The organism is Cupriavidus sp. 21MJTG02-4, assembly GCF_057798975.1.
This window is the reverse complement of sequence record NZ_JBYOJP010000021.1, coordinates 81,864-106,930: the sequence shown is the minus strand read 5'-3', so window position 1 is coordinate 106,930 and position 25,067 is coordinate 81,864. Positions and strand designations below refer to the sequence as shown.

Sequence of the window (25,067 nt, the reverse complement as noted above, 5' to 3'; positions counted from 1 at the left end):
ATCGCAATGGCGAAAGAGAACGTCATGGAGACAGGCCACGAACCCGACATGGAAGACGCCGTTGCCAAGGGCACCCGTCGGCTGTTGCCGGAGGAACGCGAGCAACAGATTGTCGAAAAGGCCATCGAGCACTTCACGCGCAACGGCTTCGGCGGCAGCACGCGCGAGCTGGCACGGCAGATCGGCGTCACGCAGCCGCTGCTGTACCGCTATTTCGAGAGCAAGGATGCACTGATCGAACGCGTCTACAACGAGGTGTTCCAGTGGCGTCCGGACTGGGACCAGCAGATCACCGACCGCTCCCTGCCGCTGACGGAACGGCTCTACGCGTTCTACCTCGACTACTCGTCCGTCATCCTCCGCGAAGAATGGATCCGACTGTTCATCTTCGCCGGGCTCACGCACGAAGGCATCAACAAGAAGTACCTCGGCAAGCTGCGCAGCAAGGTTTTCGTTCCAGTGCTGGCCGAGGTCAGGGCAGAGTTCGGCATTCCCGCCCCCCGTGACGCGGCCGAGACCGAAGCCGAGATCGAGATGATCTGGGGCCTGCACGCCGCGATCTTCTATATCGGCGTGCGCAAGTGGATTTACGGGCTCAAGGTGCCGACCGACATGGAAGCCGTGGTCCGGCAGAAAGTCGACATGTTCCTGAACGGCGCACCGGCGACCATACGCGCGCTGCGCGCTAAGGCGAAGTAGGCGGCACCGTCTTTAACGCCGACGAGCAACTCGCGCGCAGGGCAGCCTGCACAGCCACTGTGCGCACTTGTCTCTCTCATTCTCATTTGGATGATTCCCCTGGGATACGTAGCCCCGGGTGAAGTTGCTATGTCGTCTGACCTGAACCCGACGACACGGACGCTCGCTCGCCTCGCCCACGCGTCGCCAGCCAGCACAGGACGGAGCCCGCGCAAACCATCGCCGCCCCTTTCCAGAATGCGAGGGAAAGCGGCGCATGCAGCAGCGCAGCGGCCAGGGCAGCCGAAAGCACCGGGATGAAATACGACGCGCCGGCCAGGACCGTCACGTTGCCATGCAGGATGCCGACATTCCACGCGGCATAGCCAAACCCCATCGCACTCGCCGCCAACGCCAGGTAGATCAGGCCAGTGACGCTAAAGCTCATGACCTCGCCGCCGGTGAACAGGTACTTCGCCCACAGCGCGAGTGCCGTCAGGATGAAGAACAGCGTGACGCCGTTCTTGCCCTGCGCAATGCGCGCCGTCACCGTGCAGTAGCCCGCCCAGATCACCGCGCCGGCAAACGCCAGGCCGTAGCTCAAGGGGTTGTCCCGCACATTGCCAGCCATGCTCTGCGGATCAAGTCCCTGATCACCGCCGAGCACCGACGCGATGCCCAGGATGGCCACCAGGAAGCCGGGCACGATCAGCCAGTTTGCCCGCTGCCGGTTGAACAGGATCGCAGCCAGCATCGTGAACGTGGGCCAGAGGTAATTGACCATGCCGACCTCGATGGCCTGCCTCCCGGTGTTGGCATAGCCGATCGACAGCGACAGGCACAGTTCATACGAGACGAACAACAGGCTGCCCCAGAGCCGATAGCTGCGCGGCAGCGCGCCTAGCCGCACCGGCCCCACCGAGAACCAGAGCAGCACGGCGGCGACCGTGTAGATCAGGGCTGCACCGCCCGTGGCGCCGAAGCTTTGGCTGACGCCACGGATCAGGCCGACGATCGAACTCCAGAGCAGCACGGCCACGAGTCCGATCAGCGTTGCCTGTTTTCTTTGCATGAATGCCATTTGGGTGAAGCCATCGATAAATGCATGAAGGGTCGTACGTTACCGTGCCGGGGCCCGCACGTCGATCCGGATCGTCTTGATTTCGGTGTACTGGTCATGCGCGCACAGGACGGCGATGACCGGACCCACGAAGTAGAGCTTTATCCGGCCCAGCCGTCCGGAAACGGTTCCGCGCGCCCATATGGATCTGTCGCGGCGGCGCATGACGGAGTATGTGGCGCCCGCGGGCGTGGATGTCCCGCTGACGCTTCAGGCACGGTCGGCCTGCCCCGTCGCGGGCGTACCGCGCAGTTCCATCCACGCGTACATCGCCGACGCGATCACCATCGGCAGCAGGTAGTAAAGCGCCCGGTAAACGATCAGGGCCGCGACCACGACATGCTCGGGGGCAACCGGACGCAGCAGCAGCACGAACACGCTTTCCAGGACGCCGATACCGGCCGGGATATGGGCAATCGCGCCGGCGACCGCGCCGACCAGCAAGGCGGTGAGCGACTGCCACAGGGTCACTTCTTTGGGCAGCAGAAAATTCAGGATGCTGGCGAGCACGATCCAGTTCGTGACGGACAACGCTGTCTGCAGCAAGGCAAAACGGAATCCGGGCAGCCGGAACACGCGCTTCCCGAACCGTATGCTGCGTGTGCGGGCCTTCGCGCAGGCCAGCCAGTAGAGCAGCCCGCAGGTCAGCATCAGCAAGCCGATGGCGCGCAGCATCCATGGCGTGACACCCCACTCGACCGGCAATACGGGCGGCACGATGGCGAGCACGCCGCCGGCCAGCAGCATGTAGCCGGTCCAGTTGGTGATAATGGCAATGGTGTAGACGCCGGCCACTTGCGACCCGCTGACGTTGGCGCGCGAATAGAGCCGCAACCGCATGCCCAGCCCGCCCACCACCGCCCCCACGTTGAGATTGAAGATATAGGCGATAAACGCGATCAGCATGACGCGCGGCGTGGACAGGTGGTGTCCGGTGTATTGGCGCCCGAGGACGTCGAACGAGGCATGCAGGGCAAAGCTGACGCAGGCCAGGCCCATCACGGGCAACAGCGTGGCGACGTTGTAGCGCGTCAGGGCCTGCCATACCTGCGCCCAGTCGACGCCTCTCAGGCTGTGATAGATCAGGTACACGACGAGCGCCACGAAGGCGATGGCTGCCACACGCCGGATGATCGGCCAGGGCCTGCCGCGCCGCAGAGTCTGGCGGAGGCGGACCGTGGCCTTCATGGACCGTCCCGTTGAGCGTTGTCCACGTCCATCCCTGCCGGCGCATCGATGGCGGGCTCCGGTGCCTCCGGCGACACCAGCTGCGGCGTATGGGCCGGCAGCCATCCCGCCCACGCGGGAAACTTGCGCAGGAAGTGGAAGATCACCGGCGTGACGATGCCATGCCACCACGCCTCCGGCCGGCCCTCGGCCGCGGAGATCTCGGTGCAACTACGGGACATCAGGTCGCGCAGGTTATCCTTGAGCAAGGCCACGAACGCCTTATCGCGGATCACGAGATTGGCTTCGAGGTTCAGCGACAGGCTCAAGGGATCGAGATTGCTGGACCCGACGGTGGCCCAGTCATCGTCCACCACGGCCACCTTGCTATGGTTCGGCCGCTCGCAGAATTCGAATATCCGCACACCCGATTCGCGCAAGCGCGCATACAGCATGTCGACGGCGCGCTTGACCCACAGCATGTCCGGCCGGCCCTGGAGGATCAGCCGCACATCGACGCCGCGCTGCGCCGCGGCGCAGATCGCCTGCAGCAGCCGATAGCCCGGCAGGAAATAGGCGTTGGCAATGATGATCTCGCGCCGTGCCGCGCGGATCGCAATCAGGTAATGCCGCTCAATGTCGTTGCGGTGCTCGTGGTTGTCGCGCGTCACGAGCAACGCGGCCCCGGGCTGCGGGGGTTCGAGCGCTGTGTTGCCAGGCGTAGCCGGACGCCGCCACCGGTGCATGGCGTAAGGCCCGGTGGCAGCCGCGCCAATGGCCTCCAGCATGAACGCGTGGATCACCTGCGCGGCCGGCCCTTGCACCTCCACGGCATAGTCCTGCTTGGCGCTGGGGCTGGCCTGGACCAGGTGATCGACGCACAGGTTCATCCCCGCGACAAAGGCGATGGACGCATCGATCGCCACCAGCTTGCGATGCAGCCGCCGAAACAGATTGGTCCGCTTGCCCAGCAGGTGGTGGCCCGGCGAGAACATGCGCACCGCAACGCCTGCCTCGGCCAGTCGCGCCATATAGTCGGCAGAGAGCTCGGCCGTGCCGAAACCATCGACGGTCAGCGCTACTTGCACGCCCCGGTGCGCGGCCGCGATCAGTGAGTCGGCAAGCGGCTTGCCGACCTCGTCGTCGGCCAGGATGAACGTTTCCAGCAGCACGCTGCTGCGCGCGGCATCGATGGCCGCGATCAGGCTCGGGAAGAACTCCTCCCCATTCTCAAGCAATCGGAACCGGTTCCCCGACGTCCATGCGCTGTCCATCTGCGGCAACTAGCAGGATTGGTGCCCGGCGGCGCGCGCCGCGGTAGCGCGAGGCGAAACCCGCGCCGCGGCAAGGCCGGCGCCGACGGTTGGGTCCCGCCCACGGCACACGCATGGTGGAAATCAGGCGGCCCGAAGGTCGGCATGATGTAGGAATTGCCCAGCGAGCGAAGCTGGGTAAAGGGTCAGGGGTAAAGGGTCGGGAGGGTCGTGCGACCGTTACCCGAACATCGTGCTGCTCATCAGCGCCTTGGCCACAAGGATGCCGGCATCGGACTCTTCGGCGTACACCTCGACATCGCTGATCACCTGCCGGCGGCCGCGCCGCACCACGCTCGCGACGGCGCGCAGGCTTGCTCCGTTTGCCGGGGCCAGGTACTGGATGGTGAGCGAACCCGTCGCCCCGCCCTTCACCTGCTCCGGATCGGCACCGGAGGCCGCGGCGACGGCGCCCGCGATATCGATCAGCGTGGCGATCACGCCCCCATGGACCGTGTTGCCCAGGGTGACGTTCTCCTGCCTGTACGGCAACACCAGCTCCACATGCTCCGGCTTCAGCACATCGAGCTGCACGCCGAGCGCACGCGCGACCGGAGAGCCCATCAGGACCTCCTCCACCATCTGCCGCATGCGGGGGTGCGTCACGGCGGGAACGGAAACGGCTGGGGCGATGGCTTCGCGCATCTGTGGCTCCTTGGGATCGATGGTCAACCCAATGCAGCGTACGCGGCATGATGCAGCGGCTCAACGACCTCCGAGGTAATCGGAATGATTCCATGCCCTGCCGGCGGCACTCGCCTCAAATCTGTCCGCGCATGGAACCCCGGGACGCCGCGGCAGCCCGTTTATAATGCCCGACTGCCAGCCCTTTCCACGCCTGCATGTCGTCTTCCCCCTCAGACTCCGTCCTGTCCGCCGTCCAGTCCTCCGACGCCACCGGACTGGCTGACCGCCCTGACAGCCCCTGCATCGGCATCTGCTCGACGCTGTTCGACGAAATCTGCCAGGGTTGCGGACGCACCGCCTCGGAAGTCAGCAACTGGGTATTCCTGAGCGATGAGGAAAAGCAGGCGGTCTGGGAACGCATCACGCGCGAGGGCACGGCCCGGCGCTTCCGCCAGGGTTGAGCGCAGCCGGCCGCTTCCCGTTTCAGCCGCTGCCCAGGCGCTTATCCATGTCCTCGACCTCGTGCTTCGCCAGCCGCTGGCGGGCCAGCTTGCGCCAGCTCTCGGCCAGCGGCGGCAACTCGGCCATCTCGGCTAACGCCGCATAGTCCAGGCGATCCACATAAAGCACGCGCAGCAGGCGGGCCAGGCTCCAGTCCGGATACGAACGGCTGACCAACAGCAGTCCGTCGCCCACGCGCAGTTCGCCCTCTTCCAGCACGCGGTAGTACCAGCCCGTGCGCAGGCTCTGCTGCACCGCACGCGACATGCCCGCGTGTCCGAAGCGATGGTTCAGCTTCCAGCATGGCTGGCGCGCCTGCGACACCTCGACCAGTGCGGTGCCAAGGCGGAAGCGGTCGCCGATGCAGATGTCCGCTTCGGTGAGTCCGGTGGTGCTCAAGTTCTCGCCAAAGGCCCCCGGCGCGGACAAGACCGTGCCGGCCTGCGCGGAGAGGTCCGCAAGCTCGGCCCGCCAGGCCGCGTAATGGTCGTGGGCGTAGTGATGCAGCGCCTTTTCCGGACCGCCATGGTGCTTCGGATCGCCCTGGCCATCGCCCGACAGCCCAAGCGCTGTCACCCGCACGGCATCCGCGATCGCCCGCTTGTCGATGCCGCTCGGCACGCCCTTCGGACCGAAAGGGCGAACCTGGCCGATCAGGACCGCATCGACCGGGACGCCACGCAGCGCGGGCGGATTCGTGCGGTTCACAGGCCGGCCTCGTCGAGCCAGCGCGCGAACATACGGCGGCCCGCCGCCGCGACTCTCTCGCCGATCTCCGCGGTACGCGCGCGGATGGTGCGCGGGTCGATGCCAGCCTTGCCCAGTTCAACCGTGTGGCCGATCAGCCAGGCCTCGATATCGCGCGGCAGCACTTCTGGATGGAACTGCAGCGCCAGGACTTGCTTGCCGATCGCGTACGCCTGGTTGGGAACAGCGGCGGTCGACGCCAGCAGTTCTGCCCCCGCGGGCAGATCGAACGTGTCGCCGTGCCAGTGCAAGACCTCCCAGTTGGCCGTGGCCAGTTCGGCCAATGCCGAGGCACGACCAGTGGCGGTCGGCACGATTGGCGCCCAGCCGATTTCGCGCGTTCCCGGGTACACGCGCGCACCGCAGGCCCGCGCAATCAGTTGCGCCCCGAGGCAAACCCCGATCACCTTCCCCTTGGCGGCAATGCGCGCGCGAATGAGCGCGATTTCCTGTTCCAGCCACGGATACGCCTCGGTCTCATAGACCCCGATCGGTCCGCCGAGCACCAGCAGCAGGTCGGCCGGATGGTCCGCAATGGGCTGGAGATCATCCACGCCCGCCTGGAACACCTGCATGGTGTGGCCGCGCGCGCGCAGCGCTTCGGCAATCACGCCGCCGTGTTCAAAGGCGACGTGCTGGATGATGTGAGTGGTACGCGAAGGGGTGGACGTTGCCATGCACGGCTCCTGCCGATGGGATGGCCCGAAATAGTACTGCCATTCGGTCAATGACGTCCGGAACGCGGCTATTTGCCGCGACTGCCCCCTTCCTTTGCCGTGGCGGGCTCCAGCACCAGCGTGTCGAACGGTTCGCGCGCCGGTTCACGCCGCCGCGCCAGCGTGATGTACTCCACCGCCGCCCATTTGCCGGTCCAGTCGCGGTAGTTCGGCGACACAGGGTTGCCCGACTGCCCGGTCGAATCCATGAAATGCGAGGCATCCAGGTCGGCCAGGTCATAGAGCGCGCGCAGGCTGGCGGCGTGCGTGCTCTCGAACGGCGCCTGCTCGTCGCGCGGGTTGTTGCGCCCGACATTGACCGTGTAGGTGTCGCCTCCGGTCGGCACGCGCAGGTTGAACAACCCCGACAGGTACGGCTGCTTGCCGAACGGCTTGTGTTCGGAGCGCGCCGCATGCGCATTGCCCCAGCGCCATTTGCCGGGGTTGTCGCCATAGCGCCGCGACAGGTCGGCGAGCGCGAGTGTCCACGCATCCGCGACGGCATCGGCGCAGGTCTCGTGCTCGGTCGTCCCGGACTTGTCGCACCAGAAGCTGCCGAGCGAGCCGGGGCCGGCGGCATTGCGCAGGATGTTCAGCATCGGCTGCTGCACGTTGCGCTGCTCCCACATGCGCTGGAACAGCGCCTCGCCAACCTTGTCCTCGAACAGCCGTCGCGACAGCTCGCGCAGCCAGGCAGTGACGATCAGCGGCTCCGGCGCCGCGGCATCCATGGTGCCATCCCAGTTGCGTAACGCGTCGAACAGCTCACGCTCGCGCCCTGGCCGGGTGGCGTCATTCGCCACGGGCGATGCCAGCAGCAGCGGCAGGACATCGCGCATGGCCAGCGAGACCACGTCCTTCTGGATGGCCCCGAACGACTCGAACGTATGGCGCGGCACGCCATCGAGCAGTGCGCGGATGCGCTGGTAGCGATATGGCACGGTCCATTCGCTCGTGATGAAGTACGGATAGTCGGGCCCGACGATGCGCTGGTTCGCCGTCACGATGATGCCGTTGGGCGGATTGTAGGCACGCGGCAGGTGCTCGAACGGAATAAATCCGTTCCAGTCATAGCGCGCGTCCCAGCCGGGTGCAGGCGCCAAACCCTTGAGATCGTTGTCGGCGCGGCGCAGCGGAACCCGTCCCGGCGCGATGAAGCCGATATTGCCATCCACATCGGCATAAACCATGTTCTGCTGCGGCGAGTGGAAGTCGCGCAGCGCTTGCGTGAAACTCGCCCAGTCGGTGGCCAGGTTCATCTTCAGCCCGGCCTGGAAAGTGAGATCGTCAGGACGCAGCGCCGCCCACTGGAACGCCACGACGTAACGCGCGCCCAGCGGGGCCGCGGCATTGGCGACGGGTTCGGCCACATCGGAAATGACGGGGCCGTGACGGGTTTCGCGCACCGTCAGGGTGACATCGGCCGCGCCCTTGACATGGATGGTCTCGGCACGCGTCACGAACGACGCCCAGCCATCCGGCGTCTGGTATTTCTCGGTGCTGCCCGGCTGCAGGCGTTCGAGGAACAGGTCCTGGACGTCCGGCGCGGTATTGGTGAAACCCCAGGCAATGCGCGCGTTATGGCCCAGCACGACCAGCGGCGACCCAGGCAGCGTAGCGCCGGCCACGTCCAGCCCCGGCGCCTGCAGCCGCGCCAGGTACCAGAGCGCCGGCGCCTGCAGGCCGAGGTGCGGGTCGTTCGCCAGCATGGGCTTGCCCGACCGCGTATGCGCGCCGGACACCACCCAGTTGTTCGATCCCATTCCTTCCACGTAGCCCGGCGGCGCCATGTCGCCGACGCGGGCCAGTGCCGAGGCCAGCGGGGCCAGGTGGCGGTAAAGGTTGCCGTAGTCAAGCGTGCGGACCGGCCGCTCGCCCGGATACGGTGCCAGCAGTTCGCTGATGCGCGCGGTCGGCAATACCTGCGACAGCGCCATGCGCAGGGTTTCCTGCGTCCAGTTTCCGCCCAGGTCCCATGCCATCATGGTCTGCCAGCCCAGCGTGTCGGCGGGCTCCCAGTGCTCCGGATGCGTCCGCAGAATCACGAACTCGGGCGGCAGCGGTTCCTTGCGCTGGTCGATATAGGCGTTCACGCCGGCCGCATAAGCCTGCAATGCGGCACGCGAGTCCGGTTCGAGCTGCGCGAAGATTGCCTCGGCATTGCGGCGCACGCCCAGCGTGCGAAGGAAGCGGTCGGTATCAAGCGCCTTGGGCCCGAGGATCTCGGCGAGCCGGCCCGCGACGATGCGCTTGTTCATCTGCATCTGCCATAGGCGGTCCTGCGCATGCACGAAGCCCAGCGCGTAATACGCATCCAGCCGCGAAGCGGCCTGGATATGCGGCACGGCGTTGCGATCGCGCACGATGGTGACGCGTCCGTGCAGCCCGGGCAGCGCCAGCGTGCCCGCGGACTGCGGCTGCGACGCCTGCCGATACCAGATATAGCCGCCCGCCAGCGCCGCAGCGGAAACCAGCAACAGCACCGCTACCAGCCAGGCCAGCCATCGGAACCAGCGCATCGGACATCTCCCCGTGAGAATTTTTGTTTGACTGCAATTATCGCCACCAACGCGCACAAACAAGAAGCCCCGCATGCTGCCATGCGGGGCCTTGGATCCGGATACCCGGACGGGCTATCGGCTATCAGGCCGGCTTCTTGAGTTGCAGGGCCTTGTACTCGAGGAATTCCTCGAGTCCGTACTTGCCGGCCTCGCGCCCGTTGCCAGACTGCTTGTAGCCGCCGAACGGCGCCTGCATATTGAACGGGCCGCCGTTGATGTCCACCTGGCCGGTACGGATGCGTCGCGCCACGCGGATCGCACGCGCTTCGTCACCGGCCCAGACGCCGCCACCCAGCCCATAGACGCTGTCGTTGGCGATACGCACCGCGTCTTCCTCGGTGTCGTAGCAGATGATCGACAGGACCGGCCCGAAGATCTCCTCCTGCGCCACCGTGGCGCGCGGCTCCACATTGCCCAGCACGGTCGGCTTGACAAAGAAGCCCTTCTCCAGGCCCGCCGGCGCGTCGGGGCCGCCCGCGACCAGTTCGGCACCCTCTTCCAGCCCTCGGCGGATATAACCTGTCACGCGGTCCTTCTGCACCGCGGAAATCAGCGGCCCGAGCCGGGTGGTTTCCTGCAGCGGGTCACCCACCGTAAAGCCTTCGACCACCTTCGCGGCCAGCGCCTTCACTTCGTCATAGCGGCCGCGCGGCACCAGCATGCGCGTATGCGCCGAGCAGGTCTGGCCGGAATTCAGGAAGCACGCATTGATGGTGCCCTTCACCGCCGCGGGCAGGTCCGCATCGTCCAGCACCACCGAGGCGGACTTGCCGCCCAGTTCCAGCGCCACGCGCTTGACGGTCTGCGACGCCAGTTCCGACACGCGCTTGCCGGCCCGGGTCGAGCCCGTGAACGACACCATGTCGACCTCGGGATGGCTGGCCAGGACCTCGCCGACCACCGGGCCATAGCCGGTCACCAGGTTAAACACGCCCGGCGGCAGGCCGGCCGCTTCGATCACCTCGGCCAGCACGAAGGCATTGAGCGGCGCCACTTCCGACGGCTTGAGCACCACCGTGCAGCCGGCGGCGAGCGCGGGCGCCACCTTCAGCGTGATCTGGTTGAGCGGGTAGTTCCACGGCGTGATCGCCGCCACCACGCCGACCGGCTCCCGCACGACCAGCGAATTGCCGACCTCTTCCTCGAAATCGAAGCTTTCCACCAGCTTCGCGGCCTGGCCCCAGTTGTAGACCGGTCCGCCGACCTGGATCGCGCGTGCCAGCTTGATCGGCATGCCGACCTCGCCCGCAATCAGCTGGGCCAGTTCCTCGGTCCGCGCCTTGAGGCCCTCGGCGATCTTGCGGATATAGTCGGCGCGCACCGCCGGCGGCGTGCTGGCCCAGCCATCAAACGCGGCCCGGGCAGCCTGGATCGCGTCTTCCGCGTCGCGTGCGCTCCCCTCGGGGATACGCCCCATGACCGCTTCGGTGGTGGAATGGATGACATCGATCAGCCCCGTGCCGTGCGGGCTGACCCATTTGCCGTTGATAAAGAGTTTGTCTCGTTGTTGCATGGCCACAGTTGTCAGTTTGGTCAATCAGCGGTTGCAATTATTTTGTTACTTTTATGGTGCACCACATTGTAGAGCGGATTGGAGCAAGCGGTTTTTCAGGCTGCGCCATCCGCGAGGCAACAGATGGCGATAATCGGCCGCGCCCCTGGGATCTCGCCAGCGCGGCGGATACATAACAGGGAGCGAGACGTGGTTAACCCGATTTACCGCAAGACCGAAGCCGGCCTTGACGAGATCAAGACGCGCGCGCGCAAGCTGGATCACAAGCTGCGCGCCCTGCTGCTGATCGTCAATGGCGAACGGCGCGAGCAGGAACTGCTGTCGCAGCTTGACGGCATGGGCATAGGGTCGGAGTCGCTCAAACAGCTGGTGCAAATGACCCTGGTCGAGACCGTGCCGGAAGCCGCCCCGCAGCAGCGGCCCGCCCCGGTGAAGGCCGCACCCGCCAGCGAGGACAGCAATCTCTTCTCGATGTATGCCATGCGCCGCGTCGAAGCGCAGGAGCCCACCCAGGCGCCGGCTACGGCGCCCCACTCCGAGGCGGATATCCGGGCCTACCAGCGCCTGTACCACTTCTACACGGATGTCATCAGCCAGCACCTTGGTCTGCGCGGTTACGTCATGCAGGTCAAGGTCGAAAAAGCCACTGATCTCCCGGCGTTGATCGCCCTGCGTGACCCGCTGAACGGCGCACTGCTCAAGGCCAAGGGCGAGATCACCGCGCAAGCCATCACCGGGCAGCTCGACGAGATCGTCAGGATGATGGGGATGGACGAAGGCAGCTGAACTCGCGCCGTCGCAAACAGCGAACAAGAAGCACAAAGGCCGCCCGGAGGCGGCCTTTGCGTTGACACGGGTTCAGGCGCTTAGCCGTCTTTAGCCGTCCTTAGCCGTCGATACCCTGCGACTGCAGGTACTCGTCATACGTGCCGAGGTAATCCGTCAGCGTGCCATCGGTACGCACTTCGATCACGCGTGTGGCCAGGCCGCTCACGAACTCGCGGTCGTGCGAGACGAAGATCAGCGTGCCCTGGAACTTGTCCAGCGCGATCTGCATCGACTCGATCGACTCCATGTCCATGTGGTTGGTCGGCTCGTCCAGCGCCAGCACGTTGTGCCGCCCCAGCATCAGCTTGCCCCAGATCATGCGGCCCTTTTCGCCACCGGACAGCACCTTGACGTTCTTCTTGATGTCGTCCGCCGAGAACAGCAGGCGGCCCAGCGTGCCGCGCAGCGAGGTTTCGTCGTCGCCGGCCTGCGTCCACTGGCTCATCCAGTCCATCACGTCGCGGTCGGTCGGGAATTCCTCGTAGGTATCCTGCGGCATGTAGCCGACGTTGGCGTTCTCGGCCCACTTGACCAGGCCGCGATCGACCTCGACACCGCGCTGCACGCCGGTCTGCACCGCACCGTTCAGCAGGCTGCGCAGCAGCGTGGTTTTGCCCGCGCCGTTCTCGCCGATGATCGCCACGCGCTCGCCGGCCTGGATCGCCAGCGACAGGTTGTTGATGATCTTGCGGTCGTAGGTCTTGGTGATGCCTTCCACCTCGACCGCCAGGTTGTGCAGCTTCTTCTCGAACTCGAAGCGGATGAACGGGTTCTGGCGCGACGACGGCTTGATGTCCTCGACCTTGATCTTCTCGATCTGCTTGGCGCGCGAAGTCGCCTGGCGGGCCTTGGACTTGTTGGCCGAGAAGCGGCGCACGAAGTCCTGCAGTTCGCTGATGCGCTCCTTGGCGCGCGCGTTGGCGGCCATCTGGCGCTCGCGGGCCTGCATCGACGCTTCCATGTAGTCGTCGTAGTTGCCCGGGTAGACCTTGAGCGTGCCGTAGTCCATGTCGGCCATGTGCGTGCACACGGAGTTCAGGAAGTGGCGATCGTGCGAGATGATGATCATGGTGGAGTTGCGCTCGTTGAGCACGGTTTCCAGCCAGCGGATCGTATTGATGTCCAGGTTGTTGGTCGGCTCGTCGAGCAGCAGCACGTCCGGATTCGAGAACAGTGCCTGCGCCAGCAGCACGCGCAGCTTCCAGCCCGGCGCGACGTCGCTCATCGGGCCCTGGTGCTGGGTGGTGGGAATGCCTACGCCCAGCAGCAGTTCACCGGCACGGGCCTCGGCGGTGTAGCCGTCGTACTCGGCATACTTGGCCTCCAGCTCGGCGGCCTTCATGTAGTCTTCGTCGGTCGCTTCCGGGTTGGCGTAGATGGCGTCGCGCTCCTGCGCGGCGGCCCACATCTCGGTGTGGCCCATCATCACGACGTCCAGCACGCGCATGTCTTCATAGGCGAACTGGTCCTGGCGCAGCTTGCCCAGGCGAATGCCCGGCTCCAGCATGACGTTGCCCGACGACGGCTCCAGGTCGCCACCGAGGATCTTCATGAAGGTGGACTTGCCGCAACCGTTCGCGCCGATCAGGCCGTAGCGGTTGCCCTCGCCGAATTTGACCGAGATATTCTCGAACAACGGCTTGGGGCCGAACTGCATGGTGATGTTTGCGGTAGAAAGCACGTCTGGAACCTTGTCTGGAAACGGGGTATGGCGCCATTGCGCCAGGCTTGCCGAACGGGGCGGAGTCGAATGCGCCCCGGTTCATGGGAGAACCCGGCAGGAATTTGGAAATCGGGGGGAATAACCGCTTATTTTACCATCCGCACGCCTTCCCGGCGACCGGATGGGGTGGATCGAACCGTCGTCAGGCCAGCGTCGGCAGCACCGGATAACCCGACACGCTCAGCGTGAACCCTTCCGCACTTGCGCTGAGCTGCGCCTGCGCGCCAACCGGCAGCGTCAGCTTGCGCGCGCAGTGGCCGAAAGGCAGGCCGGTCACCACCGGCACCTTCAACTCGTCGCGCAGATAGGCCACGACGGCGTCCATGTCGTAGCCGTTGTCGTAGTCCGTCACGCGGTAGTTGGAGAAATCACCAAGGACGATGGCGCGCTGCGCACCGAGCACGCCGGCCTGGTGCAACTGCACCAGCATGCGTTCCACGCGATACGGTGGCTCGTTGATGTCTTCCAGGAACAGGATGCCGCCTTCCACCTTTGGCATGAAGCGCGTCCCCAGCAGGCTGCACAGCATGGCCAGGTTGCCGCCCCACAGCGTGCCCGCCACCGTGCCCGAGAACGGCTGCCCGCCGTCCTGCGGGGCCAGCACCGTCACCGTGTAGGCCGGATCGCGCAGGATGCCTTCGAAGTGCTCCCACATGAACGGGTCGACCATGTCCGCGCCGAAATCCGCCAGCAGCATCGGCCCGGCAAAGGTCACGGCGCCGGTTGCTGCCAGATAGGCCAGCTGGAACGCCGTGAAATCGCTGTGGCCGACGATGGGCGTGCCGCTGGCGCGCGCCTGTTCGGCGATCCGCGCGAAATCGAGCCGCTCCAGCAGCCGCGCGATCCCGTAGCCGCCACGCACGGCCAGCGTCAGCTCGTGCGGCGTACCGGTGCCGATCGCATGCAGGTCCGCGAGCCGTTCGGCATCGGTGCCGCCAAAGCGCAGGTAGCGCCGCGCCAGCACATCGGGGTTAGTCGTGTGGTACCCGTGCGCCTTGAGCCAGGCACAGCCGCGTGCCGCGATGGCGACATCGTGCGGATACCCGGACGATGCGATCAGACGGACTTCGGTATGCGGCTGGATGCTCGGTGTGCTCATACGGGTTGGGCTTGATCAGGGTTGTTCGGGATCGGACAGGGTTCGTGCAGCGAGTTGCGCGGCCTTCTGCGCGCGGCGCCGGGCGCCGAAGAAGTCCTTCAGCATCTGCCCGCATTCGGCGGCCAGCACGCCGCTCGTCATGGTGGTCTGGTGGTTGAGCTGGGCCTGCTCGAACAGGTTCACCACGCTGCCGGCCGCACCCGTCTTCGGGTCCGTCGCGCCGAACACCACATGGCGCAGGCGCGCATGGAGGATGGCGCCGCTGCACATCGCACACGGTTCCAGCGTCACGTACAGCTCGCACTCGGGCATGCGGTAGTTGCCCAGCACCTGCGCGGCCGCGCGCAGCGCCTGCATCTCGGCATGGGCCGACGGATCCATCGACGTGATCGGCAGGTTGTGCCCGCGCGCGATGATGGCATCGTTCCACACCACCACCGCGCCGACCGGCACCTCGCCCGCGGCTTCGGCCAGGCGCGCCTCGTCCATGGCGGCGCGCATGTAGCGCTCGTCGCGAGCGATGTCCTCCGCCGTGCGGGTTTCCGTCATGAGCGACTCAGTCCTGTGCCGGCAGCTCCGCCGTGGCGGTGACTTCGGCCCAGCAGTTGGGCGTTTCGAACAGGACCAGGCGGGTCAGTTGCAAATGGTGGCCGAAGCAGTCCTTGAACACCGGGGCCAGCATGTCGAAGGCGATCTGCGCCAGGTTCTCGACCGTCGGGATGGCGTCCAGCACCACGGTCTTGTGCCCTTCCATCGACTGCAGGAAGTTCAGCAGCGCAGTGTCGCCCCGATAAATCAGGAACGCATGGTCCCATTTGGACACCAGGTGGTCCTGGGCCAGCGACTTGATATCGCCGAAATCGAGGATCATGCCGTCATCCGACGCGCCCTCGCGATGCAGCACCTCGCCCGACAGCGTCAGGTCGAGGCGATAGCGGTGGCCATGGATGTTGCGGCACTGGCCGCAGTGGTTCGGGATGCGGTGGCCGGAATCGAATTCGAGCCGGCGGGTAATGGAAACTTGTTTGCTCATGGGTACGGGCGCTTGCAAGGCGGCCTGCATTGGGTGGACTTCGTGCCGGAGTCCGCGGGCTCTATTGTGGCCCACGCTGCGGCCACGGGACAGGCATCCACCTGAATCAGCGGATGCCCAGCAGCTTGTGGGTCTGCAGCGACAGGCGCCAGCGCGGGTGTCGCTGGCAGAACGCCACGGCGGCGGCGGTATTTTCGCGGGCCAGCGGGCCGTCCATGGCCTGCACCAGGAAATACCGGAAATCCAGCTGCTCGTATGCGGCGAAGTCCTGCCCGGCCTGCGGCATCACCACCTTCAGCTCGTCGCCCTTCCTGACCACGAGTTCGGAGCCCATCTTGGGGCTCACGCAAACCCAGTCGATTCCCGACGGCACCTCGATCGTGCCGTTGGTTTCGATCGCGATCTCGAAGCCCTGCGCGTGCAGCGCGTCGATCAGCGGACCATCGAGCTGCAGCAGCGGCTCGCCGCCCGTGCACACCACCAGCGGCTTGCCGCCGGCGCCTTGCGGCCATTCGGAAGCAACCGTGGCGGCGAGTTCCTCAGCCGTGCGGTACTTGCCGCCGCGCGTGCCGTCGGTACCGACGAAATCCGTGTCGCAGAACTGGCAAACCGCCGTGGCCCGGTCCTCTTCGCGCCCGCTCCACAGGTTGCAGCCGGCAAAGCGGCAGAACACCGCGGCACGGCCGGCGTTGGCGCCTTCGCCCTGCAGCGTATAGAAGATTTCCTTGACGGCGTAAGTCATGCTTTGCGGCGCGTTCCGGTCAGGAACGCAATGGTTTCAGCGGCCAATGGCGACCAATGGCGGCCGGTCTTTCATGGGTCGGGAGAGCGAGGCCAGGACTCCGGATCAGAGATGGCTTGAGGCAAGGCGGTGCCTCCGGCAGTGCATCGGGGCGGGGCTCCGCATGGCCTCTCGCAGGCTGTATCCGGCAGCGGCCAGACAACATGGAAGTATACCAGACGAGTCAGGGTTATCGCTGAGATGGCGACCGCACCGCACGCCGGGCGAGGGGCCGCCACCGTCACCTCACCCCCACCTCAATACCGGGCAGCCTCAGCAGGGCTTACGAACCATTCTTGCGTTCATTTCAAATATCTTCTGTCGATCACCACCTTAATCCGCAAAGGTAAGACAGGCACACTGCCGCCATCCCACTTTCTCCTGGAGGCAGACCATGCCCATTGCCCTGTTAGCGCTGACCCTCAGCGCGTTCGCCATCGGCACGACGGAATTCGTGATCGTCGGGCTGATCCCGACCATCGCCACCGACCTGCACATCAGCGTGCCATCGGCCGGCATGCTGGTCAGCCTGTATGCCCTTGGGGTGGCGGTCGGCGCTCCGGTGCTTACCGCACTGACCGGCCGGCTGCCGCGCAAGGCGCTGTTGCTGTCGCTAATGGCGCTTTTTACGCTTGGCAACCTGCTTGCCTGGAAGGCGCCGAGCTATGAATCGCTGGTCGTGGCGCGCATCCTGACCGGCCTGGCCCACGGTGTGTTCTTCTCGATCGGCTCGACCATCGCTACCGGCCTGGTGCCGAAGGACAAGGCGGCCAGTGCCATTGCCATCATGTTCACCGGCCTGACCGTCGCACTGGTGACGGGCGTCCCGCTGGGCACGTTCATCGGCCAGCATTTTGGCTGGCGCGAGACATTCCTGGCGGTCTCGGGACTCGGCATGGTCGCCTTTGTCGGCAGCCTGCTGTTCGTGCCGTCGTCGATCCCGCATTCGCCGCCTGCCTCGCTGCTGCAGCAGGCCCGCGTGCTGGCTGAGCCGCGCTTGTTGCTGGTGTACGCCAAGACCGCGATCGGCTATGGCGGCTCGTTCATTCCGTTCACCTTCCTGGCGTCGATCCTGCAGGATGTGTCGGGCTTCAGCGCCAGCGCCGTCGGGCTGGTGATGCTCGTGTACGGCGTATCCGTGGCGGTGGGCAATATCTGGGGCGGTCGCCTGGCCGATCGCCATGGCCCCATCCCTGCCCTGCGGCTGGTCTTCTTGCTGCTCGCCGTGGTGCTGTTCGTGCTGACGTTCACCGCACCGCACCGGTGGCTGGTCGTCGCCACCGTGCTGGCCTGGGGTGCCGTTGCCTTCGGCAATGTGCCCGGCCTGCAGGTCTACGTAGTCAAGCAGGCAGAGCGCCATACGCCGCATGCCGTCGACGTGGCCTCCGGGCTGAATATCGCGGCTTTCAACCTTGGCATTGCCGGGGCGGCCTGGGCCGGTGGCCTGATCGTCACGCACCTGGGCCTGATGCATACGCCATGGATCGGTGCGCTCGTCGTGCTGGTGGCGCTTGGTCTGACCGAACTGAGCGGCCGGCTGGACCGCGCCGCCGGATTCGACGCACGCGGCCCTCTGCCTGCCGGCGCCGCGATGCACTGAACCCCGGCCCCTTGCCCCACTCGGCAAGGCCGGCGGCTCAGCGTGCGCCGAGGTAATCCATCTTGCCGATCTGCACGCCCTTGTGGCGCAGGATGTCATAGGCGGTGGTGATGTGGAAGTAGAAGTTAGGCAGGGCGAAGCCCAGCAGGTAGTTCTTGCCATCGAAGGTGACGGCACCCTGCCTGAGCTTCAGTTCGATGCTTCTTGCTTCGCTGCCTTCGAGCTGCTCGGGACGGACCGACTTCAGGAAGGCCACGGTCTTCGCGATGCGTTCCTGCAGTTCTGGAAACGTCGCCTCGGTATCGGCGAAGGACGGCACGTCGATCCCCGCCAGCCGCGCCGCGCAGCCCTTCGCGGCATCGCTGGCGCGCTGCACCTGCGTCGCCAGTGCATCCATGTCGGCGATCAGGCGCGTCTGGATCAGGTCGGCCGGATCCATGCCCTGCGCCTGCGCATGCGCCGCGCCTTTTTCCAATATGGCCGACAGGTTGTTCAGGGCGCGGATAAACGCGGGAATCGATACTTCATACATCGAGAGGGCCATATGGTCTCCTGGCATGGTCATACCTGGTTCTGGGTATTCGGCTGTGCTGCGTCGCCAGCGGCAGCATAAATCGAATCCGCGCCTCTTGCAGGCGGTCCATGCGCCGGCCCACCGCGTCGTGCTTTAAGATATCCAGCTACCGTCCCCGCATGGGGCCTGTCCGGCCGCCCCCCCGATGAACGCGCCCTTCCCGATCCGCACGGAATGCCCGCCCGGCGCCTGCACTTGCCGCAGGGAAGAACTGCTGGCCGATCCGAACGCCGACCTCAGCGTCCTGCGCCTGACCCGCGAGGAGGAAAAACGGCTGGTGGCGCGGCTGGAAAGCGTGACGAGCCTCGCCGACCTGCGGCATCTGGGCGGCCGCTTGCAGGCACAACTTGGCATCGTCCTGACCATCACGCCGAGCGCGAATGGCGTGCGCACGCTGCGGGGGATCAACATCCAGCTCGAAGATAAGCCGGGACTATGCCGGAAGACGAAGCAGGCGATTCCCGCGGCGATACGCCGGGCGATGGAGATGACGCCCGAGATTGCCTACGCGCTGCTCGATGAGCAGGATCTGCTGGGCGGGGCCTGAGTTGCGCCCTTGCCTTACCTGACTGGCACGGGCCACACCCGGCCGTCGCCAACCACGTAGCAATGCTCCCCCGGTTGCGCCCGGATGGTGGCGTGTCCTGTGAATGCGCCAAACGCAGGCAGGATTGCCCCTTCTGCGCCGAACACAAAACACGGCAGCCGCAAGACATCGCCGCCGGTGCCGCGCAACACGCAGGCCGGGTGCAGATGGCCCGCCAGCACGAAGCCTTGAGGCGAAGTCCCCGGCATGTGGCACAAAGCGAATGGCCCGGCCGAAAGCGGCTCGGTGACGACTGCGATCTCCAGGTCGGGCGGCGGATCCCCGGCGTGAGCGTCGTGGTTGCCGCGTACCAGCGTGCAGCGCAGATGCGCCGGCAGGCAGCGCCGCCAGTCGCGCAGCGCCATCAGCACCGCGCCCGTGCGCGCGGCGCGGGCGTGCAGAAAGTCTCCGAGAAACACCAGTTCTCTGGCCGGATAGCGCCGCGCCAGCGCATGTAGCCGCGCCAGGTTATCGGCAGTGGTCCCGCTCGGCACCGGCTGGCCCAATGCACGGAAGGCCGCGCCCTTGCCGATGTGGACATCCGCCACGAGCAGCATGCTGCCTGCCGGCCACCACACCGCATGCTCTGGCAGCAACCACAGCGTCTCGCCGGCCACACGCACGGCATGGGCTCCCGACGCAACCAGGTGGATATCGCTCATGCCGGTCATAGCAGCGGTAGTGGCCGGGACGGCTTGCGCGTCCGCCGAGGCTTGCGCGGGCCTGCCGGTCCTGCGTGGTCGGACATGCCGAAGCGCGCTTGCTCTGCCACGCGTGCCGCATCGACGCCCGGCGGCATGTCATGCATCGGCCCCGTATAGTCGGGCGCCGGACCTGCCGCGCGCTCCAAGTCAGCGAGCATGCGGGCGATGCGGTCCGCAAGCTTCTCCGTGCTCAGTTTTTCGCGCAGGAATTCCACGATCAGCGGGAACGCCAGCGGCGACGGCCGCTCCAGCACGCGCAAGTCCAGCCGCATTGATGCCAGCCGCGCCAGCGTGGTGGTCAGGCGGTGCGCATCCAGCTCCTGCATCAGCACCTCGCGTTCGGCCTGCCCTAGCAGGAGATTACCGGGGTCGTGCTTGCGAAAGACTTCATAGAACAGGCTCGACGAGGCCTGCAACTGCCGCGCGCTCTTGGCCGCGCCGGGATAACCCTGGAACACCAGCCCCGCCACGCGAGCGATCTCGCGGAAGCGGCGCAGCGACAGCTCGCCGGCGTTCAGGCTGCCCATCACGTCGGCGGCCAGATCGCGATGGCGCTCTTCGGCCAGCACCTGCGGCAGCCATTGCCCCCAATCCAGCGGCGCGGACGCCAGCAACTCCAATCCATAGTCGTTGACTGCCACCGAGAACGTAGCCGGCACTTTCTGCCCCAGCCGCCATGCCAGCAGGCTGCCGAGGCCGAGATGCACGGAACGCCCGGCAAAGGGGTAGAGAAACAGGTGCCAGCCTTCGCGCGAATGCAGCGTCTCCGCCAGCAGCGTGTCCGGTGTAGGCACTGACGACCAGCGCATCTGCAAGGCCACGAGCGGCTCGATCAACGGCAGTTCGGGCGTGGTGGCGGGATCCAGCTGACCCGCGCGCACGGCATCAAGTGTGGCGACGACGGCGTCGGCCAGTTCCGTGGAAAGCGGCATCTTGCCGCCGTTCCAGCGCGGCACGGCCGGCCGCTTGCCGGTGGCGCGGCGCACGTAGGCGGTCATCTCCTGCGTGCGCACCAGCTCCAGCAGGCGGCCGCCAAACAGGAAACAGTCGCCGGGCGCCAGGCGGGCAATAAAGCCCTCCTCGACCGTCCCCAGCGACGCACCGCCGCTGCCTCCGCGAGTCCAGTATCGCACCTGCATCGTTGCATCGCTGACGATCGTACCCACGCTCATCCGGTGCCGGCGCGCCAGCCGGGCGTCCGGCACGCGCCAGACGCCATCATCGTCGGGCATCGCTCGGTGATAGTCGGGATAGGCAGACAACGTACCGCCGCCATTGCGCACGAAGTCGAGGCACCATTGCCATTCCTCCCCGGTCAGCGCGCGGTAGGCCCACGCGGTCCGCACTTCGGCCAGCAGGTCGTCGGCCCGGAATCCGCCGCCCAGTGCCACCGTGACCAGGTGCTGGACCAGCACGTCGAGCGGCTTGTCCGGCGAATCGCGCGCCTCGATCCGCCCGGCCAGCGCGGCCTCTCTCGCGGCGACCGACTCCACGAGCTCCAGGCTGTGCGTGGGCACCACGGTCACGCGCGATGCCCGGCCGGGGGCGTGCCCGGATCGCCCGGCGCGCTGCAGCAGCCGCGCCACGCCCTTGGGCGAGCCGATCTGCAGCACGCGTTCCACCGGCAGGAAGTCCACGCCGAGGTCCAGGCTGGAGGTACACACCACGGCGCGCAACTCGCCGTTCTTGAGATGCTGCTCGACCCATTCGCGCACTGCACGGTCCAGCGATCCGTGATGCAGCGCAATCTGCCCTGCCCAGTCCGGTCGAGCCTCCAGCAATGCCTGGTACCAGAGCTCCGCCTGCGATCGCGTATTCAGGAACACAAGTGTCGTGCTGCTGGCTTCCAGTTCGTGCACCACGTGCGGCAGCATCGACAGGCCAAGGTGGCCCGCCCACGGAAAACGGCTGGCGGCGTCCGGCAGCAGCGTGTCGATGATCAGAGTCTTGGGGGTATGGCCGTGGACCAGTACGCGCCGTTCCGGCGGGACACCGGCCAGCAGCACATCGCGCGCATGGTTCAGGTTGCCAAGCGTCGCGGACAGGCCCCACACGCACAGGTCCGGCTGCCACTGGTGCAGCCGGGCCAGCGCCAGTTGCACCTGGACCCCGCGCTTGCTGCCGATCAGTTCGTGCCACTCGTCGACCACGACCAGCCGCACGCTTTGGAGCGCCTCGCGCGCATCGGCGCGCGTCAGCAGCAGCGACAGGCTTTCCGGTGTGGTGACCAGCGCGGTCGGTAGCCGGCGCGCCTGTGCCGCGCGCTCGCTGCTGCTGGTGTCGCCGGTGCGCAGCCCCACGGTCCAGTCGAGGCCGAGTTCGGCAAGCGGTGCAAGCAGCGCCCGGGTGGTGTCCGCCGCAAGCGCGCGCATCGGCGTCAGCCAGAGCACGGTCAACGAAGCTGGCGGCGCTCCGGGGCGGGTTGGCGGGCTGGCAAAGGCGAGCAACGCGCCCAGCCATGCGGCATAGGTTTTGCCGGTGCCTGTGGTGGCGTGCAGCAAGCCGCTTTGCCCTCGTCCGATGGCGTCCCATACCGCGCGCTGGAAGTCGAACGGCTGCCAGTGGCGCGCGGCAAACAGCTCCGGCAGCTTGCGCGCTACCGAGGGCGAAGGTGGCGTGACGTCACGCCGCTTTGTTGCCATGCTTCCCCCGACCGGTCATCCTGGCGACCCCTTCTCAGGTGGACCCTGGCAGGGGAAGACCACGAGCGAATCCCGCGGCCAGCCACCTTCTACCGTGAAGCGTAGGCGACGCGTTTGCGGTCGTCAGCCGGAGACATCCCGTTCCGTTGTCGGCGTATTCCCACATGAGACCGATCTCGTGATCGCCAGAAAGCAAGAAGCCCGCACAACAGCGCGGGCTTCGGATGACAGGCTCAGTGCCCGCTCAATCGCCTGGCATGGCGATTGGCGTGCGCCGCGTCACTCCCATTCAATCGTCGCAGGCGGCTTGCCCGACACGTCATACACGACCCGGTTCAGACCCCGGACTTCGTTGATGATCCGGTTCGAGCAACGACCCAGCAGCGAATACGGCAAGTGCGCCCAGTGCGCCGTCATGAAGTCAGTGGTCTGCACCGCACGCAACGCGACCACATAGTCGTAGGTCCGGCCATCCCCCATCACGCCCACGGACTTGACCGGCAGGAACACCGCAAAGGCCTGGCTGGTCAGGTCGTACCAGCTCTTGCCCACCTGCTGCGGCTCGCACAGGCCCGCAGCGGCGTCCTGCTCCGTCGCGATGGTCTTGCGCAGCTCTTCGATGAAGATCGCATCCGCACGGCGCAGCAGTTCGGCGTAGTCGCGCTTGACTTCGCCGAGGATGCGCACGCCCAGGCCCGGGCCAGGGAACGGGTGGCGGTACACCATCTCCGGCGGCAGGCCCAGCGCCACGCCGAGTTCACGGACTTCGTCCTTGAACAGGTCGCGCAGCGGCTCCAGCAGCTTCAGGCCCAGCGTTTCAGGCAGGCCACCGACGTTGTGGTGGCTCTTGATGGTGGTGGCCTTCTTGGTCTTGGTACCGCCCGACTCGACTACGTCCGGGTAGATCGTGCCCTGGGCCAGCCACTTCGCATTGGTGAGCTTCTTGGCTTCAGCCTGGAACACTTCCACGAACTCGCGGCCGATGATCTTGCGCTTCTGCTCGGGGTCGGTCACGCCGGCCAGGTGGCCGAGGAACTGCTCCGACGCATCGATATGCACAACCTTGGCATGCAGGCGGCCGGCGAACATCTCCATCACCATCTTGCCCTCGTCCAGGCGCAGCAGGCCGTGGTCGACGAACACGCAGGTAAGCTGGTCGCCGATCGCGCGATGGATCAGCGCGGCAGCCACCGACGAATCCACGCCGCCGGACAGGCCGAGGATCACCTCCTCGTCGCCCACCTGCTTGCGGATCAGCGCAACGGCTTCTTCGATGTGGTCCTTCATCACCCAGTCCGCGCCGGCACCGCAGACGCCCAGCACGAAGCGCTCCAGCATCTCGCGGCCCTTCGACGTGTGCGTGACTTCCGGGTGGAACTGGACGGCGTAGTAGCCGCGCGCCTCGTCGGCCATGCCGGCGATCGGGCAGCTCGGGGTGGAGGCCATCAGCTTGAAGCCCGGCGGCAGCTCGCCGACCTTGTCGCCGTGGCTCATCCAGACCTTGAGCATGCCGTGGCCTTCGGCCGTGGTGAAATCCTCGATGTCCTTGAGCAGCGCGGTGTGGCCATGCGCGCGGACTTCGGCGTAGCCAAATTCGCGGTGGTCGCTCCACTCGACCTTGCCACCGAGCTGCACGGCCATGGTCTGCATGCCGTAGCAGATGCCGAGCACCGGCACGCCCAGGTCCCACACCGCCTGCGGCGCGCGCAGCTGGTGGTCTTCGTAGGTGCTGGCGTGGCTGCCCGACAGGATGATGCCCTTGGGCGCGAATTCGCGGACGAATTCGTCGCTCACATCGTTCGGATGGATCTCGCAGTAGACGTGGGCCTCGCGAACGCGGCGGGCAATCAGCTGCGTGACCTGCGAGCCGAAATCAAGAATAAGGATTTTGTCGTGCATGATGGGCGGGTGGCGTATCTTCCGGTTCGGGTTCGGTTGTCACTTCCGTGCCTGGACCATAGCCGGGCGGCGGCGTGATGACCGGCTCGCGCCGGTTGTCGGGGAATGGCGATGTTTGCGCGCGGCGCGCGGGGCCGGGTTGCGGGCGCGGGTCATTGGCTTCAGTGGCCTGCTGCAGATCGCGCTCTGCCTTCAGCTGCCGCTCGCGGTTGCGCACGCGCTTGGCCGCCGGTATCTGCACCAGCGCGAAAAAGCCAAGCATGGCCACCAGGATGGGCACCCAGACCTTGCCGGCGCCTTCCAGCGGCAGTTCCAGGAACACCAGCCAGGAGAGGATCAGCAGCGCGCTGGCCAGGTTCACGTAGCCAACGGTCCGAGCCACGGTCACCGTCATCTGTCCGTTGACGGTGGCATGCCACAGCAGCCAGGACAAGCCGATCAGCGCGACACCCAGCAACTGTCCGAACAGCGCCGGTTGCGGCTGGGGCAGTTGCAGGGCCGCATACAACGTCGTGAACGGCGACATCAGCAGCAGCACGCCGAGCATCAGGTCTAGCAAGGCGTCGAAGAACAGTACGGCTCGCAGCAGCACCTTCATGAGCGGTCCTCAGCAGGCCCGGCAGGCTTGCCTGCCGGGATGCCTGGCACCTGGCTC

The 25,067-nt window shown here is 66.3% G+C and carries 23 protein-coding genes; 5 read left to right on the top strand and 18 right to left on the bottom strand.

The annotated features are described in order from the left end of the window. Nucleotides 1–24: 24 nt before the first annotated feature. A complete protein-coding gene (locus AC3FKH_RS30215; protein WP_483708198.1) occupies nucleotides 25–699 on the top strand; it encodes a TetR/AcrR family transcriptional regulator in 675 nt (224 codons plus the stop codon). A 127-nt stretch (nucleotides 700–826) separates the two neighbouring features. Here AC3FKH_RS30215 and yddG read toward each other — a convergent pair whose 3' ends face one another. The 4 genes from yddG to AC3FKH_RS30195 form a co-directional block, all read right to left on the bottom strand. Next, nucleotides 827–1,750 carry an aromatic amino acid DMT transporter YddG gene (yddG, locus tag AC3FKH_RS30210; protein WP_488679363.1) on the bottom strand — a complete coding sequence of 308 codons (924 nt, stop codon included), beginning with the start codon at nucleotides 1,748–1,750 and terminating at the stop codon, nucleotides 827–829. 258 nt (nucleotides 1,751–2,008) lie between these two features. Beyond that, entirely contained in the window at nucleotides 2,009–2,986 is a 978-nt protein-coding gene (locus AC3FKH_RS30205) for a lysylphosphatidylglycerol synthase transmembrane domain-containing protein (RefSeq protein WP_488679362.1), read from the bottom strand. Then, the gene (gene clsB, locus AC3FKH_RS30200; RefSeq protein WP_488679360.1) at nucleotides 2,983–4,239 is read right to left on the bottom strand and encodes a cardiolipin synthase ClsB; all 1,257 of its coding nucleotides are present in this window, start codon (nucleotides 4,237–4,239) and stop codon (nucleotides 2,983–2,985) included. Before clsB ends, AC3FKH_RS30205 begins: the two co-directional genes overlap by 4 nt. Nucleotides 4,240–4,458: 219 nt before the next feature. Next, nucleotides 4,459–4,923, bottom strand: a complete 465-nt coding sequence (locus AC3FKH_RS30195; protein WP_488679359.1) for a PaaI family thioesterase — start codon at nucleotides 4,921–4,923, stop codon at nucleotides 4,459–4,461. A gap of 197 nt (nucleotides 4,924–5,120) precedes the next feature. Between AC3FKH_RS30195 and AC3FKH_RS30190 the strand changes: the two genes are divergently transcribed. Next, a complete protein-coding gene (locus AC3FKH_RS30190; protein ID WP_488679358.1) occupies nucleotides 5,121–5,366 on the top strand; it encodes a DUF1289 domain-containing protein in 246 nt (81 codons plus the stop codon). A gap of 22 nt (nucleotides 5,367–5,388) precedes the next feature. Here the strand turns inward: AC3FKH_RS30190 and AC3FKH_RS30185 are convergent, their stop codons facing one another. The 4 genes from AC3FKH_RS30185 to AC3FKH_RS30170 form a co-directional block, all read right to left on the bottom strand. Next, entirely contained in the window at nucleotides 5,389–6,114 is a 726-nt protein-coding gene (locus AC3FKH_RS30185) for an MOSC domain-containing protein (protein ID WP_488679357.1), read from the bottom strand. Beyond that, nucleotides 6,111–6,830 carry a glutamine amidotransferase gene (locus AC3FKH_RS30180; RefSeq protein ID WP_488679356.1) on the bottom strand — a complete coding sequence of 240 codons (720 nt, stop codon included), beginning with the start codon at nucleotides 6,828–6,830 and terminating at the stop codon, nucleotides 6,111–6,113. Before AC3FKH_RS30180 ends, AC3FKH_RS30185 begins: the two co-directional genes overlap by 4 nt. 68 nt (nucleotides 6,831–6,898) lie before the next feature. Beyond that, entirely contained in the window at nucleotides 6,899–9,388 is a 2,490-nt protein-coding gene (locus AC3FKH_RS30175; protein WP_488679355.1) for a penicillin acylase family protein, read from the bottom strand. Between the two features lie 124 nt (nucleotides 9,389–9,512). After that, the gene (locus AC3FKH_RS30170; RefSeq protein ID WP_488679354.1) at nucleotides 9,513–10,943 is read right to left on the bottom strand and encodes an aldehyde dehydrogenase family protein; all 1,431 of its coding nucleotides are present in this window, start codon (nucleotides 10,941–10,943) and stop codon (nucleotides 9,513–9,515) included. 189 nt (nucleotides 10,944–11,132) lie between these two features. Between AC3FKH_RS30170 and AC3FKH_RS30165 the strand changes: the two genes are divergently transcribed. Beyond that, entirely contained in the window at nucleotides 11,133–11,729 is a 597-nt protein-coding gene (locus AC3FKH_RS30165) for a hypothetical protein (RefSeq protein ID WP_488679353.1), read from the top strand. A gap of 100 nt (nucleotides 11,730–11,829) precedes the next feature. Here AC3FKH_RS30165 and AC3FKH_RS30160 read toward each other — a convergent pair whose 3' ends face one another. The 5 genes from AC3FKH_RS30160 to queE all read right to left on the bottom strand — a co-directional run bounded on the left by AC3FKH_RS30160 (nucleotide 11,830) and on the right by queE (nucleotide 16,368). Continuing rightward, nucleotides 11,830–13,452: an ABC-F family ATPase gene (locus AC3FKH_RS30160; RefSeq protein WP_483708213.1), complete on the bottom strand. Its 1,623-nt coding sequence runs from the start codon at nucleotides 13,450–13,452 to the stop codon at nucleotides 11,830–11,832. 184 nt (nucleotides 13,453–13,636) lie between these two features. Continuing rightward, nucleotides 13,637–14,593 (bottom strand): muramoyltetrapeptide carboxypeptidase, encoded by a 957-nt coding sequence (gene ldcA, locus AC3FKH_RS30155; RefSeq protein ID WP_488679352.1) that lies wholly within the window; start codon nucleotides 14,591–14,593, stop codon nucleotides 13,637–13,639. 15 nt (nucleotides 14,594–14,608) lie between these two features. After that, nucleotides 14,609–15,142 (bottom strand): tRNA adenosine(34) deaminase TadA, encoded by a 534-nt coding sequence (gene tadA / locus AC3FKH_RS30150; protein WP_488679351.1) that lies wholly within the window; start codon nucleotides 15,140–15,142, stop codon nucleotides 14,609–14,611. A gap of 7 nt (nucleotides 15,143–15,149) precedes the next feature. Beyond that, nucleotides 15,150–15,626: a 6-pyruvoyl trahydropterin synthase family protein gene (locus tag AC3FKH_RS30145; protein WP_483708216.1), complete on the bottom strand. Its 477-nt coding sequence runs from the start codon at nucleotides 15,624–15,626 to the stop codon at nucleotides 15,150–15,152. A 106-nt stretch (nucleotides 15,627–15,732) separates the two neighbouring features. Further along, nucleotides 15,733–16,368 (bottom strand): 7-carboxy-7-deazaguanine synthase, encoded by a 636-nt coding sequence (gene queE, locus AC3FKH_RS30140; protein ID WP_488679349.1) that lies wholly within the window; start codon nucleotides 16,366–16,368, stop codon nucleotides 15,733–15,735. Nucleotides 16,369–16,801: 433 nt separating this feature from the next. Between queE and AC3FKH_RS30135 the strand changes: the two genes are divergently transcribed. Beyond that, nucleotides 16,802–18,007, top strand: coding sequence for an MFS transporter (locus AC3FKH_RS30135; RefSeq protein WP_488679348.1), 1,206 nt, complete (start codon nucleotides 16,802–16,804; stop codon nucleotides 18,005–18,007). Between the two features lie 37 nt (nucleotides 18,008–18,044). Here AC3FKH_RS30135 and AC3FKH_RS30130 read toward each other — a convergent pair whose 3' ends face one another. Then, entirely contained in the window at nucleotides 18,045–18,551 is a 507-nt protein-coding gene (locus AC3FKH_RS30130; RefSeq protein ID WP_488679347.1) for a DUF1993 domain-containing protein, read from the bottom strand. Nucleotides 18,552–18,726: 175 nt separating this feature from the next. On the opposite strand from AC3FKH_RS30130, the gene AC3FKH_RS30125 reads away from it, so the two are divergent. Continuing rightward, the gene (locus tag AC3FKH_RS30125) at nucleotides 18,727–19,128 is read left to right on the top strand and encodes a hypothetical protein (RefSeq protein ID WP_488679346.1); all 402 of its coding nucleotides are present in this window, start codon (nucleotides 18,727–18,729) and stop codon (nucleotides 19,126–19,128) included. Between the two features lie 14 nt (nucleotides 19,129–19,142). On the opposite strand, the gene pdeM is transcribed toward AC3FKH_RS30125, so the two are convergent. The 4 genes from pdeM to AC3FKH_RS30105 all read right to left on the bottom strand — a co-directional run bounded on the left by pdeM (nucleotide 19,143) and on the right by AC3FKH_RS30105 (nucleotide 25,010). Beyond that, nucleotides 19,143–19,838: a ligase-associated DNA damage response endonuclease PdeM gene (gene pdeM / locus AC3FKH_RS30120; protein WP_488679345.1), complete on the bottom strand. Its 696-nt coding sequence runs from the start codon at nucleotides 19,836–19,838 to the stop codon at nucleotides 19,143–19,145. After that, nucleotides 19,835–22,513, bottom strand: coding sequence for a ligase-associated DNA damage response DEXH box helicase (locus tag AC3FKH_RS30115; RefSeq protein ID WP_488679344.1), 2,679 nt, complete (start codon nucleotides 22,511–22,513; stop codon nucleotides 19,835–19,837). The genes pdeM and AC3FKH_RS30115 overlap by 4 nt, the downstream gene beginning before the upstream one ends. A gap of 279 nt (nucleotides 22,514–22,792) precedes the next feature. Next, nucleotides 22,793–24,412, bottom strand: a complete 1,620-nt coding sequence (guaA, locus tag AC3FKH_RS30110) for a glutamine-hydrolyzing GMP synthase (protein WP_488679343.1) — start codon at nucleotides 24,410–24,412, stop codon at nucleotides 22,793–22,795. Further along, entirely contained in the window at nucleotides 24,387–25,010 is a 624-nt protein-coding gene (locus AC3FKH_RS30105) for a hypothetical protein (protein ID WP_488679342.1), read from the bottom strand. The genes guaA and AC3FKH_RS30105 overlap by 26 nt, the downstream gene beginning before the upstream one ends. Between the last annotated feature and the right edge of the window lie 57 nt (nucleotides 25,011–25,067).

What these genes read in the sequence shown, in the direction of transcription:
- AC3FKH_RS30215 (WP_483708198.1), top strand. Translation starts at nt 25, where the DNA reads ATGGAGACAGGCCACGAACCCGACATGGAAGACGCCGTTGCCAAGGGC.
- yddG (WP_488679363.1), bottom strand. Translation starts at nt 1,750, where the DNA reads ATGCAAAGAAAACAGGCAACGCTGATCGGACTCGTGGCCGTGCTGCTC.
- AC3FKH_RS30205 (WP_488679362.1), bottom strand. Translation starts at nt 2,986, where the DNA reads ATGAAGGCCACGGTCCGCCTCCGCCAGACTCTGCGGCGCGGCAGGCCC.
- clsB (WP_488679360.1), bottom strand. Translation starts at nt 4,239, where the DNA reads ATGGACAGCGCATGGACGTCGGGGAACCGGTTCCGATTGCTTGAGAAT.
- AC3FKH_RS30195 (WP_488679359.1), bottom strand. Translation starts at nt 4,923, where the DNA reads ATGCGCGAAGCCATCGCCCCAGCCGTTTCCGTTCCCGCCGTGACGCAC.
- AC3FKH_RS30190 (WP_488679358.1), top strand. Translation starts at nt 5,121, where the DNA reads ATGTCGTCTTCCCCCTCAGACTCCGTCCTGTCCGCCGTCCAGTCCTCC.
- AC3FKH_RS30180 (WP_488679356.1), bottom strand. Translation starts at nt 6,830, where the DNA reads ATGGCAACGTCCACCCCTTCGCGTACCACTCACATCATCCAGCACGTC.
- AC3FKH_RS30175 (WP_488679355.1), bottom strand. Translation starts at nt 9,388, where the DNA reads ATGCGCTGGTTCCGATGGCTGGCCTGGCTGGTAGCGGTGCTGTTGCTG.
- AC3FKH_RS30170 (WP_488679354.1), bottom strand. Translation starts at nt 10,943, where the DNA reads ATGCAACAACGAGACAAACTCTTTATCAACGGCAAATGGGTCAGCCCG.
- ldcA (WP_488679352.1), bottom strand. Translation starts at nt 14,593, where the DNA reads ATGAGCACACCGAGCATCCAGCCGCATACCGAAGTCCGTCTGATCGCA.
- tadA (WP_488679351.1), bottom strand. Translation starts at nt 15,142, where the DNA reads ATGACGGAAACCCGCACGGCGGAGGACATCGCTCGCGACGAGCGCTAC.
- AC3FKH_RS30145 (WP_483708216.1), bottom strand. Translation starts at nt 15,626, where the DNA reads ATGAGCAAACAAGTTTCCATTACCCGCCGGCTCGAATTCGATTCCGGC.
- queE (WP_488679349.1), bottom strand. Translation starts at nt 16,368, where the DNA reads ATGACTTACGCCGTCAAGGAAATCTTCTATACGCTGCAGGGCGAAGGC.
- AC3FKH_RS30135 (WP_488679348.1), top strand. Translation starts at nt 16,802, where the DNA reads ATGCCCATTGCCCTGTTAGCGCTGACCCTCAGCGCGTTCGCCATCGGC.
- AC3FKH_RS30130 (WP_488679347.1), bottom strand. Translation starts at nt 18,551, where the DNA reads ATGGCCCTCTCGATGTATGAAGTATCGATTCCCGCGTTTATCCGCGCC.
- AC3FKH_RS30125 (WP_488679346.1), top strand. Translation starts at nt 18,727, where the DNA reads ATGAACGCGCCCTTCCCGATCCGCACGGAATGCCCGCCCGGCGCCTGC.
- pdeM (WP_488679345.1), bottom strand. Translation starts at nt 19,838, where the DNA reads ATGACCGGCATGAGCGATATCCACCTGGTTGCGTCGGGAGCCCATGCC.
- AC3FKH_RS30115 (WP_488679344.1), bottom strand. Translation starts at nt 22,513, where the DNA reads ATGGCAACAAAGCGGCGTGACGTCACGCCACCTTCGCCCTCGGTAGCG.
- guaA (WP_488679343.1), bottom strand. Translation starts at nt 24,412, where the DNA reads ATGCACGACAAAATCCTTATTCTTGATTTCGGCTCGCAGGTCACGCAG.
- AC3FKH_RS30105 (WP_488679342.1), bottom strand. Translation starts at nt 25,010, where the DNA reads ATGAAGGTGCTGCTGCGAGCCGTACTGTTCTTCGACGCCTTGCTAGAC.